The organism is Methylophilus luteus (assembly GCF_042676265.1).
Classification (GTDB): Bacteria; Pseudomonadota; Gammaproteobacteria; order Burkholderiales; family Methylophilaceae; genus Methylophilus; species Methylophilus luteus.
Genome location: NZ_JBHTKB010000001.1, coordinates 767,132 through 784,413, shown reverse-complemented (window position 1 = coordinate 784,413; position 17,282 = coordinate 767,132). Strand labels below are relative to the sequence as shown.

The following is a 17,282-nucleotide window of genomic DNA, read 5'->3' as shown; positions in this document are numbered from 1 at the left end:
GGCGAGGAAAGTGGGATGCAAGTGGCGGACAGGCTGCCACGGCAGCCCGTAGCGCTTATTTTTTTGCCAGTTTGAATGTCAGGATACGGTCACCCTGTTTAAAACCGAATAGAGAGTTGCCGCCACTCACCACCGCGATATATTGCTCACCCGCGATCTGGTAAGTGATGGGTGGCGCATTGACGCCATAATCGGACTGGTAATGCCATAAAGCTTTGCCAGTATCGCTGGCATAAGCCGTCAGCCTGCCATTGCCTTCGCCGCAGAACAGCAGGCCGCCGGCGGTTGATAGCACGCCACCAACCAGTGGCTGCTCGGTTTTATGCTGCCAGGCGATCTTGCCGCTCTGGCTATCAATCGCACTCAGCAAACCCCAGCGTGCATCTTCTGTCGGCTCGCTGGCAGCATAGCGCATGGGTTTCTGCCCGTTAGCGGCTTCGGTTTCGTGCACGGTATATTTGATAGGGCTATGCATGGCCGCCACGAATATCTTGTGCTGGCGCTCATCTACACTCACCGGTGACCAGTTAGCACCACCGAGGATGCCAGGATAGATCACGGTGCCTTCAGTGCCAGGTTTTTTAAACAGGTTAAGCTGCGGCACAAAAGCATCGGATTTGGCGAGAAACTGCCCGTTGCTGCGGTCGTGTATATAGAACCAGCCGGTTTTGCTGGCTTGCCCGACTGCGGCGATCGCTTTGCCCTGATGCTGGTACTGAAACAGCACTGGCGGGCTGGCCAGATCATAGCCCCACAAATCGTGCGGTACTTGCTGGTAATGCCATTTGTAGCGCCCGGTCTCTGTATCCAGCGCAACCAGTGACACGGTATACAGATTGTCACCCGGCCTGGAAACATCGTTCATTTGCGGCGATGGATTGCCGGTACCAAAATACAGCGTATCGGTGCCAGTATCTATCGCCGGCGTGCTCCAGGCTGAACCGCCGCCAAACCTGGCCGCATCGGGATAGTCTTTAACGGCGTTTTTCTCAGCCGCGACATCGCGATCAAACACACTGCCATCTGCCGTTCTGGTGGTGAAATTGCCTTCCCAGGCTTTTGCCGGGATAGTATCAAACTGCCACACTTGACGGCCGTCATTCACATCAAAGGCAGCCAGAAAACCCGGGCGCCCGTAACGGCCGGTCACCCCTATCACCGCGCCTAGCGGCGCATCGCTGGTCGGGTTGTCTATATGCAAACCGTAACCGACGCCGGTGATGCCGATTATGACTTTATGTTTATACACCACCGGTGCCATGGCAATGCCGACACCGGTGCCGCCGGTGACTTTCCTGGTTTTATTCGGGTCACTGCTATTCAGGGTATTCTGTTGCTCGGTATTCACCTGGTTGGCGGCGACATCGATATCCCACAGTTTTTTACCGCTGGCGGCATCCAGCGCGATCAGCCGCGCATCTACCGTGCCTATGAATACCTTACCCTCAGACACGGCAACGCCGCGGTTGGCAGGCCCGCAACACATAGGCCAGTCTGCTTTGCGGTCATGCGTATATTTCCACAACTGCTTGCCGGTCGCGGCATCCAGGGCCAGCACATGGTTGAACGGCAGGCTCACATACATGACGCCATTGACCACGATAGGCGTCGCCTGGAAAGTGGCTTTAATTCCGGTATCGACGGTCCAGGCAGATGTCAGTTGGCCTATGCTCTGCTGGTTGATCTGTGCCAAAGGCGAAAAGCGTTGCCCCTGCAGATTCAGGCCGTAACTGGGCCAGTCTGCATTCTGCGCTGCTGGTGTGGCCGGCCTGGTGGCCTGGCTACACGCCAGCAACAGCGATACTGATGCCAGGCTGAGGTAAGTTGATAATTGCCATATGCGTGATTTATTCATAGTGATATATCCAAAGACTATACAGGTGAGTATACATGCGAAATGCATCTGCATTCGATTTTTGCGTGCACAAGCTATTTGTGTAACTAAAATGTAAAAAAAATATTTCGCACACTGCAACTAAAGCCGGTTTATGATGGACATAAATAATGTTGATTAACGCGATAATATTTATGAGCCTATTCACTTCCTTTGCCTTAAAACTTGCCGAAAACGGCCTGTTACCAGATATATTCATACGCAAAGGGATACAGAGACTGTGCCAGAGCAGATTAGACGAGATCGATGACAGTGATTGTGAAAGTGCACAATCAGCCCTGATCGAGTTTTTTGAGCAGATGCAAACCGCAGACATTGCGCCATTGCCCGAAAAAGCCAACGCGCAGCACTATGAGGTGGCGGCGGATTTTTACCAGTATTGCCTGGGCGCGCAGCGCAAATACAGCAGTTGTTACTGGTCTGACGAGACGAAAACACTGGATGAAGCCGAAAATCTGGCACTGACCATGACCTGTGCCCATGCCTTGATCCAGGATGGTCAGCAGATTCTGGAGCTAGGTTGCGGCTGGGGTGCGCTGACATTGTGGATGGCCAGGCATTATCCGAATGCCAGCATCACCGGCGTATCCAATTCTGCTTCGCAACGCGAATATATACTGCAACAGGCCAGCCTGCTCGGTCTGGCCAATATCAATATTACGACCGCAGATATGAATGTGTTCGATACCGAGCTGCGCTTTGACCGCATCGTATCGGTAGAGATGTTCGAGCATATGCGCAACTACCAGGTGTTATATGCCAAAGTGGCGCGCTGGCTGAAACCCAACGGTCTGTTTTTCAAGCATATTTTTGTGCACAGGCATGCGCCATATCCCTTTGATGTCAAGGCAGACGATGACTGGATGAGCCAGTATTTCTTTAGTGGCGGCATGATGCCCAGTGATGATCTGCCGCTCTATTTTCAGGATGACCTGAAGATCATTGATAAATGGCGCTGGAATGGCAGTCATTATGCAAAGACGGCTAATGCGTGGCTGGATAATATGGACCAGAATCGCGACGCGCTGACGCCGATTTTGCAAGGTATTTATGGTGTAAACGATGCCGATATCTGGCGCCAGCGCTGGCGCATTTTTTTCATGGCCTGTGCCGAACTGTTTGCATACCAGCAAGGGCAGACCTGGTGGGTCAGCCATTACTTGTTTGCAAAGAGAGAAACTTAAATATCAGATATGCATTCTAAAAGTCTGATTATATTTAACTTTATCTCTTTCCAGCTGCTGTGGTTTGCGTGCGTGTTTTCCGCAGCGCCTGGCTGGTCGTTGCCGGTGCTGCTACTGGTGGTGCTATACACTGCCGCGCATTTGCAATGGCTGGAAAGCTGGCAGCAGGCTTTACCTTTGTTTACCACGGCAGCCGTGGGCAGTCTGTTAGACCAGGTCGGTTACAGCATGGGCTGGATCAGTTTTAACCACCATCAGAGCTGGGTCAGCCATATCCCATTATGGATGATCGCCTTATGGCTGGCATTTGCCTGCACCCTGAATGTGAGTTTGCGCTGGTTGCAGTGCAAACCGCTACTCGCCGCTGTGCTTGGCGGTATTTTGGGCCCGCTGGCATACCTGGGTGTAGCGCAACTAGGCGCAATCAGCCTGCCCTCCCCCTATAGCCTGGCCTGGGTGGCGCTGCAATGGTCGGTTGCCATGCCGTTATTGCTTTGGGTGCGCTACACGTTTAACCACACCGTTGATAAAAGGCACACATGATTTATACCTATGCACTGATCGCGATACTGTTGTTTGCCCTGAGTGGCTGGCTGCTGAGCTTTGCTACCCATCATTACAGCCATGTCGATAGCATGTGGAGCCTGTTCATGGCGATCACCGCCTATATCAGCGCCATCTTTTACTATGACTTATCCGTGCGCGCCTGCCTGGTGCTGGCATTGGTCAGCTTGTGGGCATTGCGGCTGAGTATTTTTCTGACCTGGCGCAATTGGGGCAAGGAAGATCATCGCTATGACACCATACGCAACAATAATGAACCGCATTTCTGGTTTAAAAGCGTCTATCTCATCTTTGGCTTGCAGGCAGTGCTGGCCTGGGTGATCTCTTACCCGCTGTATGCCGCGGTGACCAGCCAGGCGCCTTTACAGTGGCTGGATAGTGCGGCTATTTTGTTGTTCGGGTTAGGCTTTTACTGGGAGGTGGTGGCGGATTTCCAGCTGACGCGCTTCCGCAACCAGCCTGGCCATGACACCAAGGTGCTGGATAGCGGGCTTTGGCGCTACAGCCGCCACCCTAATTATTTTGGCGAATGCCTGATCTGGTGGGGGTTCGCGCTGTTTGGCGCCGCCACCGGCGACCACTGGGTATGGATATCGCCGGTGATCATGACTTTCCTGCTGCTCAAAGTCAGTGGTGTCAGCCTGATGGAAAACACCATACACAGCCGCCGCCCCGGCTATGCCGACTATGTTAAAAATACAAATGCCTTTATCCCCGGCATCCCGAAAGGCGGTCAGGACGCATGAATCAGGCAGTCATTTCCCGCCAGACCTTAGTTAAAAGCTCACGCGGACTAATCATGGTGAGCTTATGGCTGGGCCTGCTACCATCAGTGCAGGCAAAAGACTGGTCTTTTGAGGTGTGGCTGGATAAACAGAAAATAGGCACGCATACCTTCGCTTTGAACAACCAGCAGTTGCAAAGCCGCGCCGATTTTCAGGTGAAAGTACTGTTTATCAATGCCTATCGCTACCAGCATCAGGCAGATGAGGCCTGGCAAGGTAGCTGCCTGGACAGCCTGCAAGCACATACTGAAGAAAACAGGACGGTCACTGATGTCAGCGGGCAACTGAAAGATGGCCAGTTTGTCCTAACTAAGGAAGATAACAAGGATAAGCAGGTGGCAAACAGCAGCGACAAGCAGGCATTGCCCGCCTGTATCATGACCTTTGCCTATTGGAACCCGGCTATCCTCAAGCAAACACGTTTGCTCAACCCGCAGAATGCCGAATACCTGGATGTGACTGTCACCGATGCCGGCGCTAAAAATATAGTGGTCAAAGGCCAGGAAACCCCCACCCGCCAATACCAGCTACGCGGGCGCTACAAGGGTAAAGACAAACTGAACATCACGCTCTGGTATGACCTGCAGCAAGACTGGGTGGCGCTGGAGTCGGTGACACCAGAAGGTTATAAAATTGTTTATAAGCTCATTTAATCAATATGTTGAAAAATTTAATTAAAGTGATTTGTATGATAACTATCTTAGGCCTTACTGGCTGCAAGAACTTGCCGCCTATACAAACAGTGGCACACGTAGATGTAGACCGCTTTATGGGCGACTGGTATGTGATCGCAGCTATCCCTACCTTTATGGAGCGTGATCCGTATAACCCGGTCGAACACTATGACAGGAATGCCGATGGCTCTATCGCTACCACTTTTACTTTCAATCAGGGCGCTTTTGATGGCAAATTGAAAGTTTATCACCCGACCGGTTTCGTGGTGGCTGACAGCGGCAATGCCGAATGGCAGATGCAATTCTTGTGGCCGTTCAAGTCTGAATACCTGATCGCTTATCTGAGCGATGACGGGCAACACACCATTATCGCCAGAAACAAGCGCGACTATGTCTGGCTGATGTCGCGGCAGCCAGCAATGGACCAGGCCAGCTTTGAGCAACTGGTGGCAAAGATCAAGGCCATGGGATACGACATCAGCAAGCTGGAGATCTTCCCGCACCTGAATGTGACACCCCCGGTTAAACCGTCGCTGTGAAGCCGCTGGCGCTTGCCTGAAAGCCAGCGCACAAGAATTTAGTATATGCCCCCTGGGGGCTGAAAACCGTCAGGAGCTTGGAGAGGAAGCAACATGCAGCACCGTGTTTTGGGTTTGCTTGGCCGCCTGGTCGGCTGGCTGGATAACCAGCGTTACCAGGCGCCAGCCACTGCCAGCGCAGAAAGTATAGACTGGTGGCGGGTATTGCCATTTGTCGCATTGCATTTCGCGCTGATCGCCTTGTTCTGGGTCGGCTGGAGTCCTTTCGCAGTCGCATTCGCAGTCGTCATGTATGTGCTGCGCATGTTTGCCATCACCGGTTTTTACCATCGCTACTTTGCGCACAAGACATTTCAGACTTCGCGCCTGGGCCAATTCATCTTCGCTTTGATAGGCGCTAGCGCAGTGCAGCGCGGGCCGTTATGGTGGGCCTCACATCATCGCAGCCATCACGTGCATGCTGACCAGCCGCAAGACATTCATTCGCCGCATCAGCACGGCTTTCTCTGGAGCCACCTGGGCTGGTTTTTAAGCCATGCCAATTTCAAGATCCAGCTCGAACGCGTGCGCGAGCTGACACGCTTCCGCGAACTGTGCTGGCTGGACAGGTTTGATAGCCTGGTGCCTGTAGCGCTTGCCGTGGCGATTTATGGCCTGGGCGAGCTGCTAGGCGCCTATGCCCCCGGCTTGCATACTGATGGCTGGCAGCTACTGGTGTGGGGCTTTGTCGTTTCAACCATAGTGCTCTACCACGCGACTTTTTGTATAAATTCACTGGCCCATGTCTGGGGCAGCCGCCGCTATGCAACCCGCGACCATAGCCGCAATAACTGGCTGATCGCCATTTTCACACTGGGTGAAGGCTGGCATAACAACCATCACCACTACCCTGGAGCAGTGAAACAGGGCTTCTACTGGTGGGAGCTGGATTTTACTTATTACGGGCTGAAACTGTTGGCCGCCCTGGGCCTGATCTGGAACCTCAAGCAGGTGCCGGTAGAGATTCGTAACCAGCATGCAGGCAAAGGGCATTAACCATGGGCCTGAATATTGCCATCATAGGCAGCGGCATTGCCGGAAACACGCTTGCCAGCCACCTGCATCAGCAACATCAGGTGACGGTGTTTGAAGCCAATGACTATATCGGTGGCCATACGCATACCCACCAGGTGAACATAGGTGGCGAGACCCATCTGGTAGATACTGGCTTTATCGTGTTCAACGACAAGACCTATCCCGAGTTCGAGCGCATGCTGCTAGCAGCCGGCGTCGCCTGGCGTGACAGTGAGATGAGCTTTAGCGTGCGCAATGAGGTCAGCGGGCTGGAATATAACGGCACTACGCTCAACAGCCTGTTTGCGCAAAGGCGCAACCTGCTGTCGCCGTCTTTTTACCGTATGATCCGCGATATTCTGCGCTTTAACCAGCAGGCCCTGGCCTTGCTGGCGCCCGGCAACGAGATCACGCTGGGGGATTATCTGGCAGCAAACCGCTATTCAACGCAATTTGTGCGTGACTATATCGTCCCTATGGGCGCTGCCATCTGGTCTACTGATGCCGAGCAGATGCTGCAGTTCCCCGCCCGCTTTTTTGTGCGTTTTTTCCATCACCATGGCATGCTGAGCATCAACCAAAGACCACAATGGCGCACCATCAAGGGCGGTTCGGCCAGTTACCTGGAAAAAATCACTGCCGGTTATAGAGACCGCATACAGCTGAACTGCCCTGTCACCGCCGTGCATAGAGATGCGCAAGGCGTGACACTTACCACCGCGCAGGGCCAACAACGTTTTGACTACGTGTTTTTTGCCTGCCACAGCGACCAGGCCTTGCGCCTGCTAGGGGCTGAAGCCACGGCGGCTGAACAACAGATACTGGGCGCTATCCCCTACCAGGACAACAGCGTTTTCTTGCACACAGATGCGAGCCTGATGCCCAGGCGCAAACTGGCCTGGGCCGCCTGGAACTATCATGTCACGGCACAGACCACCGGCAAGGTGCAAGTTACCTACAATATGAATATCCTGCAAGGCATACGTTCTTCACTACCCTTGCTGGTCACGCTTAATCACACCCAGGGCATAGACCCTTCCAAAATCATCAAAAAGCTGCACTATCGCCACCCACTGTTCACACTGGCGGGCGCGCAGGCGCAGCTCAGGCATGCCGAGATCAGCGGCCACAACCGTAGCGGGTTTGCCGGTGCCTACTGGAAAAATGGTTTTCATGAGGACGGCGTGGTGAGTGCACTGGCAGCAATTCAGCATTTTCAGGCGGCGCTATGAAGACTGATCCTACACCGGCTATCGCTGATCACCTATCAGCCAGTGAGCAAGCTTTAAACAAGCATTTGGCTGGCGATCAATTACCTGAGGTTAAATTACCTGGCGACAAATTGCATAGCGCCATTTATACCGGCTGGATCAGCCATCAACGTCTGCAACCCAAACTGCATGGCTTCCGTTACCAGCTGTTTATGCTTTATCTGGATCTGGAAGAACTTCCTTATTTATTTAAAAATAACAGCTTATGGTCTTATCTTAAACCAAATTGTGCTTATTTCAGGCGCCAGGATTACCTGGGCCCGCCCGACCAGCCTCTGGATCAATGTGTACGCGACCTGGTAGAAACACACACCGGCCAGCGACCGCAGGGCCGCATAGGCCTGCTCACGCATTGCCGTTACTGGGGCATATGCTTTAACCCGGTCAGTTTTTATTATTGCCATGATAGCCACGGTGAATTGCAGGCCATAGTCAGCCATATCACCAATACGCCCTGGCAAGAGCAATTCGCCTATGTGCATGAGGTCAAACCGGATAAGTCGCTGCTGTTCAAACTGCACAAAGACTTTCATGTCTCGCCGTTCATGCCTATGGATATAGACTACCAGTGGCAGTTTTCAGCCCCGGGCGAAACCCTCAGCGTGCATATGCAGAACTGGCGGCAGCAGCAAGCCATGTTTTTTGCCACTTTAAAGCTGCAACGGCAACCGTGGCAGGCCAACAGCCTCAACCGCATGCTATTCAGCTATCCGTGGATGACATTGAAAGTGGTGGCTGCCATTTACTGGCAAGCCCTGCGCCTAAGGCTGAAAAGAATCCCTTTTTACCCGCACCCTAAACCACATTCCAGACCTGGTGACGAATCATGAACACAATTCCTAATACAAAAGCGCTGGTCGCGGACAATTTGACCAGGCCGTTAAAGCCAAAAAGCCGCGCCAGATGGGTGGCTCAGCTGGCCAAGTCCCAGCTGCTCAAGCGACTGACTGGGCTACAAACAGGTCAGCTGACGCTGATAGAAGGTCAGCAGCAGTATGTGTTCGGCGATAGCGATACCACAGCGATACAGGCCACTATCACCGTGCATGACCCGCGGTTTTATGGCGAGATCGCCTTTGGCGGCAGTATAGGGGCCGGCGAGGCCTATATGCTGGGCTACTGGCAGGCTGACTCGCTGACCGATGTGGTGCGCCTGATGGTGCTTAACCAGTCGCTGATGGAGTCGCTGGAGGGTGGTTACCAGTATCTGAGTAAACCATTGCTTAAGGTATTTCATTGGCTGAACAGCAATAGCGAAGCTGGCAGCCAGAAAAATATAGCTTCACACTATGACCTGGGTAACGAATTGTTCCAGTTATTCCTCGACCCGACCATGATGTATTCCTCGGCCGTGTTCGAACCTGAGTCGCGCGCTGTGGCTGATACTGCCAGCTTGCAAGCCGCTTCTGAGCGCAAGCTCAAGCTGATCTGCGACAAGCTGCAACTCTGTGCAGCTGACCATGTGCTGGAGATAGGCACCGGCTGGGGCGGCTTTGCCATTTATGCTGCCAGGCATTATGGCTGCCATGTCACCACCACCACGATTTCGCAACAGCAGTTCGTGCTGGCGACACAGCGCGTGGCAGCAGCAGGCCTGCAGGATAAGATAACCTTGCTGAAACAGGATTACCGCCACCTGCAGGGCCAGTATGACAAACTGGTCTCTATAGAAATGATAGAGGCGGTAGGCCACCAGTATTACGATACCTACTTCAAAAAAGTCAGCCAGTTGCTTAAAGTCGACGGTGTGGCTTTGATACAGGCGATCACCATCGCCGATCAGCGCTACGAGAGCGCCATACGTTCTGTGGATTTTATCCAGCGCTATATCTTCCCGGGCTCGAATATCCCCTCCAACACCGCCCTGCTGGCTAGTATGACGCGCGCTAGTGATCTGCGCCTGGTGGATATGCAGGATATAGGGTTGCATTACGCCACCACCTTGCGCCTGTGGCGGGAAAACTTTTTTGCCCATATCGCTGCGGTCAGGCAATTAGGCTACAGCGAAACGTTTATCCGCATGTGGGATTTCTACCTGAGCTACTGTGAAGGTGGCTTTGCCGAGTGCGCCTTGGGCGACGCCCATCTGCTGCTGGCCAAACCAGGCTATAGAGCGCTTAAACGGGTGTAGCCGCGCAGCCGTCAGGGCATGATAAAATTGCCACCCTATGACTACCCATGCAGTGCTGGAGTGGCGCGCAGGCGTACCCTACTCCACTCAATTCGATGATGTTTATTTTTCTGCCAGTGCTGAGCATCCCCAGCACGGGCTGGCCGAGACCCGCCATGTATTTCTGCAGCACAACGCTTTGCAGCAACGCTGGCAGCAGCTGACGCTGGATCGCCCCTGCCACTTTGTCATCGTTGAAACCGGTTTTGGCAGCGGACTGAATTTTCTGGCCGCCCTGCAGCTATGGCGACAACATGCCCCGGCTAGCGCGCACCTGCACTTTGTCAGTATAGAGATCGCGCCTTTTACCTTGCAGGATCTGCAGCAGGCGCACGCCCATTTTCCTGAACTGGCCGAACTCAGTCTGGCCTTGTGCCAGCAGTATAGATTATTGCAGCCTGGCATCAACCAACTGGAGTTACCCGCTTTCTCGGCCAGTCTGACCTTGCATATCGCTGATGCTGCACAGGTGTTGCCGACACTGAATGTGAAGGCCGATGCCTGGTTCCTCGATGGTTTTGCGCCCTCCAAAAACCCGCAAATGTGGCAGTCAGCCTTATTTGATTGCATGGCCAGGTGTTCACGCCCGGCCACTACTTTTGCTACCTTCACCAGTGCCGGCTTTGTGCGACGTGGTTTGCAGGCTGCCGGCTTTGTGGTGGAAAAGAAAACCGGCTACGGTGCCAAACGCGAAATGCTGGCCGGCGTGTGGCAAGCGGCAGCAAGCCCGCAGCAGCAGCCACTGCCTAAAGTGGCAGTGATAGGCGCTGGCATCGCCGGTTGCAGCAGCGCCTGGTTTTTGGCCACATTGGGTTGCGAAGTGCATGTGTTCGAGCGGGCGGACCAGATCGCTAACGGCGCTTCAGGCAACCCGCGCGGCATGCTCTACCCACGCCTGAACGCCGAAAAACCTATGAATGACCAGCTGGCCTTGCGTAGCTACAGCTTTAGTCTGCGCCATTATGCCAATCTGGGCCTGGACCAGGATGCGTTTAAAACCTGCGGTTTGCTGCAAGCTGGCGGCAGCACCCGCGAACAAAAGCGCGTGCATAAAGTTGCGGCGCGTTACGGTTCACTCGGCCTGTTAAAGCAGGTTGATGCAGCACAGGCCAGCGAGTTGGCGGGTGTCACTTTGACCACAGACTGCCTGTATTTTGACCAGGCCGCCTGGGTCAACCCCGCCGTGGCCTGCAGGACTATGCTTGCGCATAGCAATATACATGTGCATCTGCAGCAGGAGATACTTGGGTTAAGCAGGCAGGACCAAGCCTGGCAGTTGCAGTCTGCTACGCAAGACTATGCAGGATTCGCTGCAGTGATAGTGGCCAATGCTGCGGATGCCGCGACATTGCTGCCGGATAGCGGCATGTGTCTGAATCCGGTGCGCGGGCAGATGGGTATGATAGCCACGCAAGCTGCCATGCAGCCCCTGAAAACGATTTTATGTGGTGAAGGCTACCTGACCCCTGTGCACGATGGTATGCACGCTATGGGGGCTACGTTTGCCGCAGGCGATGCTGGTATTGAGTTGCGTGACGAGGATAACCAGTCGAATTTGAATATGCTACGCAGTTTAAGCCCGCAGTTCGATCAGGCCGGGGCGGCAGAAGTGACTTATGCCCGCGCTTCCAGCCGCTGTGGTTCGCCGGATTATTTACCTTATGTCGGACCATTGCTGCCAGCCGCCGACCTGGCCTCCACTGAGCTGCCCTCGACCGCCAAACCTGATTTTTCTGACTTGCCAGCCGCACAAGGGCTGTACGTACATGTCGCGCATGGCAGCAAAGGCCTGATGACCGCACCTTATTGCGCCGCTGTGCTAGCCAGGCGCCTGTTGCATGATTTTGATCTGCACTTGCCGCAACTGACAGAAGACAGTTTCTGGGCAGGGCTGCATCCACAGCGCCATCTGTTCAGGCAACTGGGCTGGAAGCAGCTTTTGCATCCGTTTAAAGACCAGGTGGCCGCATGACGCCAGCCATCAGGCAGTTGCAGCAGCAATTGGCTAGCGCGCCGCAGGACCCGGGCTTGCATTACGAGCTGGGTCGTTGCTACCTGGCGCTGAAACAGGCCGAACTTGCCTACCAGTCGTTTGCCAAGGCTTTGCAACTGGCCCCTGCTCATCCGCAGATTTTAATGCAGCTGGGTAATGCCGCCAGCCAGCGCGGCGATGAAGCCCTGGCTGTCGATCATTTCCGGCAATCGCTGCAACACGACCAGCAACAGGCCGATGTGCACTTTAACCTGGCCAACAGCCTGCGCAAGCTGGGGTTAAATAGCGAATCTATCGCGCATTACCAGCAGGCACTGGCGCTGAACCCGGCGGATGCCGATGTACATAACAACCTGGGCAATGCCTACCGTGAAACTGGCCAACTGGCACTGGCGGTGGCGGCTTATGCGCAGGCACTTAAACATAACCCGCAGTTACTGCATGCGAAAGTGCACTGGATACACCAGAAGCAGCATATGGCAGACTGGCAAGGCCTGGACCAGGCCATAGATGAAGTACGCACGGCATTAAAGCAACAGCCGCAGGCGCAGATCCCGCCATTTGCGTTTTTGGCCATGCCTGGCACCAGCGCTGCAGAACAATTGCAATGCGCGAGTTTATGGGCGCAGCAGCATTACGGCCATATCCAGCCGCTGGCCGCGCCAGCTGCACGTGTTGCAGGGCAGAAGATACGACTGGGCTATGTTTCTGCAGATTTTCGCAGACATCCGCTGGCTTACCTGGTCACCGATGTGATTGCCAGCCATGACCGCGACCATTTTGAAGTCTATTTATATAATCAGGCCAGGGACGACAGCTCAGACGAGCGCGCGGCATTTATCGCAGCCGCAGACCACTGGGTGGAGATCTCCGGCCTCAATGATGCTGAAGTTGCAGCCCATATGCGGGCTAGGGATATAGATTGCCTGATAGACCTGACCGGGTTCACCCAAAACAGCCGCAGTGGCGTCGCCGCTTACCGCCCTGCGCACTGCCATATCAACTGGCTGGGGTATCCGGGCAGCATGGGCATGCTGAATGGCCGTAGTTTGTTTGATGCTATCTTGCTAGACGATAGTATTAAACAAGTCGAGACGATTAAGCCAGGCGACACCATTAAACAAGTCGAGACCATCAAGCAAAGCGACTTTTCCGAGCGAGCTATCAGCTTGCCTTGCTACCAGCCGAATAATGCGCAACGCCCGCAGGCTGAAGCAGGCACGCGGGCGCAGCACGGTTTGCCAGAATCTGGCTTTGTGTTTTGCAGTTTTAACCAGAGTTTTAAGATCACCGCCGCGGTATTTGCCTGCTGGATGCGTATCTTGCAGCAAGTGCCGCAAAGTGTGTTGTGGTTGCAGGCGTGTAACCCATGGGCTACCAGCCATCTCAAACAGACGGCACAGCTGGCTGGGGTATCGCCAGAGCGGCTGATTTTTGCGCCGCGTACCAGTGTAGACCAGCATATTGCCAGGCAGCAACACGCAGACCTGATGCTGGATACCAGCCCTTACAATGCGCATACCACCGCCAGCGACGCCTTGTGGCTAGGGATTCCGCTGCTGACGGTTGCCGGCGAGACATTTGCGGCGCGTGTCAGCGCCAGCCTGCTGCATGGCAGTGGCTTGGCTGAATGTATCTGTGATGATTGGGCGCAGCTGGAAAAGCAGGCCATCTTGCTGGCAAATGATGCGCTGGCTATGCAGGCGCTTAAAACAAAAGTAAAGCAGCAGGCCAGTGTGCTGTTTGATCCGTCAGACTTTTGCCGCAAGCTCGAGCAGGTCTATCATCAGCTGCTGCAGTAACGCCCTACTCGCTGCTGTACCAGACTGACAATAAACCGGCAGCGACTATGCACAGGCCGCCTGCCATTTCCATCACTGACATCGCTTCGTTGGCCAGGAAATAGGCAGCCAACGCAGCGATTATCAGCTCAAACATAAACAATACTGAAGCCTGGATAGCTGGTATCTTGGTGACGCCATATTGCACCAGCAAGGTCGCAGAAGTGATCATCAACGCGATGATAAGCAACAGGCCCATGGCATGTATATCAACCGAGCCTAGCTTGGCAAAGCCAGCCACGCCGCCCTGCCAGAGCAGGACGATGACCGATAAAGCAAACACTCCCAGCCACACCAGCATGGATTTGGCAGCAATGCTGAGATGGGTGGAAAAACGCGTAATGACATTGGTGATAGAGAAACCGATGCCGGCGGAAAGTGCCAGCCAGTCCGAGCTGGATTGCGGCCACGGCAAGCCCAAATGGCCGTCTGTCAGCATCAGCTCTGCCCCGATCAGGGATAAAGCGATGGCCAGCAATTGCGGCTTCTGCCAGCGCTCATGCAGCCATATTCTTGCCAGTAGCAACGTCCATAATGGCGACAGGTAGAACAACAGCATGACGCGCATGACTTCGCCATCTATGATGGCAAGCACATAAGCCAGATTGGTCCAGCCGGCCACCAGGCTTAACCAGTAAGCGGATGCCGGGACGGCGGCGATCACTGCGTAGCGGCGCCAGAACAGGACACCGCCTATCAGCAATGCCAGTGTATAACTCAACACGCTGGATTGCACGCCGGCAATACCGCTGTCGTTGAGTAATCGATAGGGGTACCAGATCAGCCCCCAACTGATGGCACCGTAGATCAGTGCTGCCAGGGCAAAATAATTTTGCTGATGGGCTTTTTGTTTATGCGCCTGGCTCACTTATAATACGACCCTATGAATCCACATTTAAGTTTACTCCAGCCCTACCCTTTTCAGCGTTTGCGTGATTTGTTTGAAGGCATCACACCTGACCCTGGCTTTGCGCCGGTCAATTTATCCATAGGCGAGCCCAAGCATGCAACGCCGCAAATCATCAGTGAAGCACTGCGGGCTAACCTGGGCGGGCTGGCCAGCTATCCTACCACAATCGGTGTGCCGGCCTTGCGTGTCGCCATCAATGAATGGTTGCAAAGACGCTATCAGATCCCAGCGCTTAATATCGATAAAGCCATCTTGCCCGTCAATGGCAGCCGCGAGGCCTTATTTGCTTTTGCGCAAGCGGTGGTAGACATCAGCGGTCCGCAACAACCGGTGGTCATTTCGCCTAACCCTTTCTACCAGATTTATGAGGGTGCCGCTTTCCTGGCAGGCGCATGCCCTTACTTTATCAACACCACCGCAGAAAATGACTATGGCATGGACTTGTCACAGGTGCCGGTGGATATACTCAAGCGCACACAACTGGTATTCGTGTGTAGCCCTGGTAACCCTTCTGGCAAGGTTATGGATCTGCAGGCCTGGAAGACCCTGTTTGAACTATCAGACCAGTATGGATTTGTCATTGCGTCAGATGAGTGCTATTCGGAGATTTACTTTGATGAAGCCAGCCCGCCAGTGGGTGCGCTGCAGGCAGCACATCAACTGGGGCGCGATTTCAGCCGCCTGGTGATGTTCAGCTCATTATCCAAACGATCAAATGTCCCCGGCATGCGCTCGGGCTTTGTGGCGGGTGATGCAGCCATCATAGAAAAATTCGCGCTATACCGCACCTACCACGGCTGCGCCATGAACCCTGCCGTGCAAGCGGCCAGTATCGCTGCCTGGAATGACGAAGTGCATGTGATAGAGAACAGAAGCCTGTACAGCGAGAAATTCAATAGCGTGACACCGCTGCTGAAACAGGTTTGGCCTCAGGCACAACTGCCGGATGCCGCGTTCTATTTGTGGATAGATACCCAACAGGATGACACCACCGTCGCTATACGACTGTACCGGGATCTGAATATCACGGTCTTGCCTGGTTCTTTCCTGGCGCGCGAAGCGCACAGTATCAATCCTGGCAAAGGCTTTATCCGCATGGCCTTAGTTGCCTCACCGCAAGAAACCCTGGCAGCCGCGCAACGCATAGTAGCGCACTATAAATAAGAAGCACTATAAATAAGCCGCACCGCAAATAAGGATAGTGCTATAAACAAAAAAGCCGTTATGCATATGCACAACGGCTTTTTTTTAAAGCTTAGAAAATTAAGAGAATTTTCTGCGAGCGATCAAACCGATCATGCCCAGGCCAACTAACATCAAAGCATTGGTTTCTGGTTCAGGAACAGCTGTAACAGCAGTAATTGTGTAGCTACCAGTGTAAAAACCACCACCCAGCAAATTGAATTTCAGGGTGTAATCACCAGCAGCCAGGTTTGTAGCGCTGAATGTAAATCTCGCTAAATTCAAACCCTCTGGGGCCCAAGTAAACAATGCATCAGCATCCAGACCATTGTATAAGGAAGCACCCTGGAATAAACCAGTGTTTGCACCATTCAAAGTAGTCAGAATTGGATCAAGTACACCAGACAAATTGAAGCTACCACCTGAGAAAGAAATATCAATTTTTTCTGTTCTAGCTTCAGTTGAAAAAGGACGGTCATAACCACTAAAAGTGGTTGTTGTAGCTGTTGCTGACGCTAAGCCTGAAAAGGCTAGTACTGAAGCAAAAGCAACAGCGCCTGCGAATTTAGATACTTTCATATCTTCTCCTTAAGTTTAAAAAATATATATAATTTTATTTACAAAGACTTCGATTTGCGAACTGAAACCACACCAAGTAAACCAAGACCTAACATCATGAACAAAGCGGAACTAGGCTCAGGTACAGCAGTAGTTGAAACGTTGTAATTCAAAAAGAATTGGCCACCGGCTGATCCTGTTGCAACGCCATTCACTCTTATCTCATAAGCGCCTGGGCCATACAAAGTATTGTCGTTGAGTGCAATGAGCTGGTTATTAAAGTAAAGACCAAGATTCAGTGAGTTGTCGACAATGTCGTAAACGGAGAATCGCTTATCTTCAGTTACTGTCGCAGTGATGTAATTCGCATCAGTCAAATCCAGAGTGAAGATCTCTAGAAAGCTGAAGGAGCCTAATTGTGACGGGGCACGGCTAACCGTTACCCTTTCCTGATTAAGCCCGTAATTTAAAGGGGAACCTGCATAGGAAGTACCAGCGAAAGCAAATGCTGGAATCAGTGCTATTTTTAACCATTGCTTGAACATGGCTTTCTCCTCAAAGTTTTTATTAACTACTATTTTATTATTTAATGGCATTATTTTTATATAGCCCATACGGGCCAGCGGCTGCCGATTCAATTCAGTACTATTAAAGCAAAAATCAG

General features: G+C 53.1%; 16 protein-coding genes. 12 read left to right on the top strand and 4 right to left on the bottom strand.

Translation table 11 applies throughout. The features are described from left to right. Nucleotides 1-55: 55 nt before the first annotated feature. Nucleotides 56-1,855 carry a pyrroloquinoline quinone-dependent dehydrogenase gene (locus ACFQ1Z_RS03485; protein ID WP_379055689.1) on the bottom strand — a complete coding sequence of 600 codons (1,800 nt, stop codon included), beginning with the start codon at nucleotides 1,853-1,855 and terminating at the stop codon, nucleotides 56-58. A gap of 173 nt (nucleotides 1,856-2,028) precedes the next feature. Between ACFQ1Z_RS03485 and ACFQ1Z_RS03480 the strand changes: the two genes are divergently transcribed. The 11 genes from ACFQ1Z_RS03480 to ACFQ1Z_RS03430 all read left to right on the top strand — a co-directional run bounded on the left by ACFQ1Z_RS03480 (nucleotide 2,029) and on the right by ACFQ1Z_RS03430 (nucleotide 13,929). After that, the gene (locus tag ACFQ1Z_RS03480) at nucleotides 2,029-3,078 is read left to right on the top strand and encodes an SAM-dependent methyltransferase (protein ID WP_379055687.1); all 1,050 of its coding nucleotides are present in this window, start codon (nucleotides 2,029-2,031) and stop codon (nucleotides 3,076-3,078) included. 9 nt (nucleotides 3,079-3,087) lie between these two features. After that, complete coding sequence (locus ACFQ1Z_RS03475) at nucleotides 3,088-3,621, top strand: DUF2878 domain-containing protein (protein ID WP_379055685.1); 534 nt, start codon at nucleotides 3,088-3,090, stop codon at nucleotides 3,619-3,621. Beyond that, nucleotides 3,618-4,388 (top strand): DUF1295 domain-containing protein, encoded by a 771-nt coding sequence (locus ACFQ1Z_RS03470; RefSeq protein ID WP_379055683.1) that lies wholly within the window; start codon nucleotides 3,618-3,620, stop codon nucleotides 4,386-4,388. Before ACFQ1Z_RS03475 ends, ACFQ1Z_RS03470 begins: the two co-directional genes overlap by 4 nt. Then, nucleotides 4,385-5,080: a DUF6134 family protein gene (locus ACFQ1Z_RS03465; RefSeq protein WP_379055681.1), complete on the top strand. Its 696-nt coding sequence runs from the start codon at nucleotides 4,385-4,387 to the stop codon at nucleotides 5,078-5,080. The genes ACFQ1Z_RS03470 and ACFQ1Z_RS03465 overlap by 4 nt, the downstream gene beginning before the upstream one ends. Before the next feature lie 35 nt (nucleotides 5,081-5,115). Beyond that, nucleotides 5,116-5,640 (top strand): lipocalin family protein, encoded by a 525-nt coding sequence (locus tag ACFQ1Z_RS03460; protein ID WP_379055679.1) that lies wholly within the window; start codon nucleotides 5,116-5,118, stop codon nucleotides 5,638-5,640. 93 nt (nucleotides 5,641-5,733) lie between these two features. Further along, nucleotides 5,734-6,675, top strand: coding sequence for an acyl-CoA desaturase (locus ACFQ1Z_RS03455; RefSeq protein WP_379055677.1), 942 nt, complete (start codon nucleotides 5,734-5,736; stop codon nucleotides 6,673-6,675). A gap of 8 nt (nucleotides 6,676-6,683) precedes the next feature. Further along, nucleotides 6,684-7,925 (top strand): NAD(P)/FAD-dependent oxidoreductase, encoded by a 1,242-nt coding sequence (locus ACFQ1Z_RS03450; RefSeq protein WP_379057160.1) that lies wholly within the window; start codon nucleotides 6,684-6,686, stop codon nucleotides 7,923-7,925. Next, nucleotides 7,922-8,794 (top strand): DUF1365 domain-containing protein, encoded by an 873-nt coding sequence (locus ACFQ1Z_RS03445; RefSeq protein ID WP_379055675.1) that lies wholly within the window; start codon nucleotides 7,922-7,924, stop codon nucleotides 8,792-8,794. The genes ACFQ1Z_RS03450 and ACFQ1Z_RS03445 overlap by 4 nt, the downstream gene beginning before the upstream one ends. Beyond that, nucleotides 8,791-10,095: a class I SAM-dependent methyltransferase gene (locus ACFQ1Z_RS03440; protein WP_379055673.1), complete on the top strand. Its 1,305-nt coding sequence runs from the start codon at nucleotides 8,791-8,793 to the stop codon at nucleotides 10,093-10,095. The genes ACFQ1Z_RS03445 and ACFQ1Z_RS03440 overlap by 4 nt, the downstream gene beginning before the upstream one ends. Before the next feature lie 37 nt (nucleotides 10,096-10,132). Continuing rightward, on the top strand, nucleotides 10,133-12,106 hold the full coding sequence (gene mnmC, locus ACFQ1Z_RS03435) for a bifunctional tRNA (5-methylaminomethyl-2-thiouridine)(34)-methyltransferase MnmD/FAD-dependent 5-carboxymethylaminomethyl-2-thiouridine(34) oxidoreductase MnmC (protein ID WP_379055671.1): 1,974 nt from the start codon (nucleotides 10,133-10,135) through the stop codon (nucleotides 12,104-12,106). After that, the gene (locus ACFQ1Z_RS03430; RefSeq protein WP_379055669.1) at nucleotides 12,103-13,929 is read left to right on the top strand and encodes an O-linked N-acetylglucosamine transferase, SPINDLY family protein; all 1,827 of its coding nucleotides are present in this window, start codon (nucleotides 12,103-12,105) and stop codon (nucleotides 13,927-13,929) included. The genes mnmC and ACFQ1Z_RS03430 overlap by 4 nt, the downstream gene beginning before the upstream one ends. 4 nt (nucleotides 13,930-13,933) lie before the next feature. Here ACFQ1Z_RS03430 and ACFQ1Z_RS03425 read toward each other — a convergent pair whose 3' ends face one another. Beyond that, complete coding sequence (locus ACFQ1Z_RS03425) at nucleotides 13,934-14,836, bottom strand: DMT family transporter (RefSeq protein WP_379055667.1); 903 nt, start codon at nucleotides 14,834-14,836, stop codon at nucleotides 13,934-13,936. A gap of 15 nt (nucleotides 14,837-14,851) precedes the next feature. Between ACFQ1Z_RS03425 and dapC the strand changes: the two genes are divergently transcribed. Further along, nucleotides 14,852-16,042: a succinyldiaminopimelate transaminase gene (gene dapC / locus ACFQ1Z_RS03420; RefSeq protein ID WP_379055665.1), complete on the top strand. Its 1,191-nt coding sequence runs from the start codon at nucleotides 14,852-14,854 to the stop codon at nucleotides 16,040-16,042. 99 nt (nucleotides 16,043-16,141) lie between these two features. Here dapC and ACFQ1Z_RS03415 read toward each other — a convergent pair whose 3' ends face one another. Continuing rightward, on the bottom strand, nucleotides 16,142-16,639 hold the full coding sequence (locus tag ACFQ1Z_RS03415) for an FxDxF family PEP-CTERM protein (protein ID WP_379055663.1): 498 nt from the start codon (nucleotides 16,637-16,639) through the stop codon (nucleotides 16,142-16,144). 38 nt (nucleotides 16,640-16,677) lie between these two features. Beyond that, nucleotides 16,678-17,256: a PEP-CTERM sorting domain-containing protein gene (locus tag ACFQ1Z_RS03410; protein WP_379055661.1), complete on the bottom strand. Its 579-nt coding sequence runs from the start codon at nucleotides 17,254-17,256 to the stop codon at nucleotides 16,678-16,680. Nucleotides 17,257-17,282 lie beyond the last annotated feature (26 nt).

Coding starts and splice junctions, on each gene's coding strand:
- ACFQ1Z_RS03485 (WP_379055689.1), bottom strand. CDS start 1,855: ATGAATAAATCACGCATATGGCAATTATCAACTTACCTCAGCCTGGCA.
- ACFQ1Z_RS03480 (WP_379055687.1), top strand. CDS start 2,029: ATGAGCCTATTCACTTCCTTTGCCTTAAAACTTGCCGAAAACGGCCTG.
- ACFQ1Z_RS03475 (WP_379055685.1), top strand. CDS start 3,088: ATGCATTCTAAAAGTCTGATTATATTTAACTTTATCTCTTTCCAGCTG.
- ACFQ1Z_RS03470 (WP_379055683.1), top strand. CDS start 3,618: ATGATTTATACCTATGCACTGATCGCGATACTGTTGTTTGCCCTGAGT.
- ACFQ1Z_RS03465 (WP_379055681.1), top strand. CDS start 4,385: ATGAATCAGGCAGTCATTTCCCGCCAGACCTTAGTTAAAAGCTCACGC.
- ACFQ1Z_RS03460 (WP_379055679.1), top strand. CDS start 5,116: ATGATAACTATCTTAGGCCTTACTGGCTGCAAGAACTTGCCGCCTATA.
- ACFQ1Z_RS03455 (WP_379055677.1), top strand. CDS start 5,734: ATGCAGCACCGTGTTTTGGGTTTGCTTGGCCGCCTGGTCGGCTGGCTG.
- ACFQ1Z_RS03445 (WP_379055675.1), top strand. CDS start 7,922: ATGAAGACTGATCCTACACCGGCTATCGCTGATCACCTATCAGCCAGT.
- ACFQ1Z_RS03440 (WP_379055673.1), top strand. CDS start 8,791: ATGAACACAATTCCTAATACAAAAGCGCTGGTCGCGGACAATTTGACC.
- mnmC (WP_379055671.1), top strand. CDS start 10,133: ATGACTACCCATGCAGTGCTGGAGTGGCGCGCAGGCGTACCCTACTCC.
- ACFQ1Z_RS03430 (WP_379055669.1), top strand. CDS start 12,103: ATGACGCCAGCCATCAGGCAGTTGCAGCAGCAATTGGCTAGCGCGCCG.
- dapC (WP_379055665.1), top strand. CDS start 14,852: ATGAATCCACATTTAAGTTTACTCCAGCCCTACCCTTTTCAGCGTTTG.
- ACFQ1Z_RS03415 (WP_379055663.1), bottom strand. CDS start 16,639: ATGAAAGTATCTAAATTCGCAGGCGCTGTTGCTTTTGCTTCAGTACTA.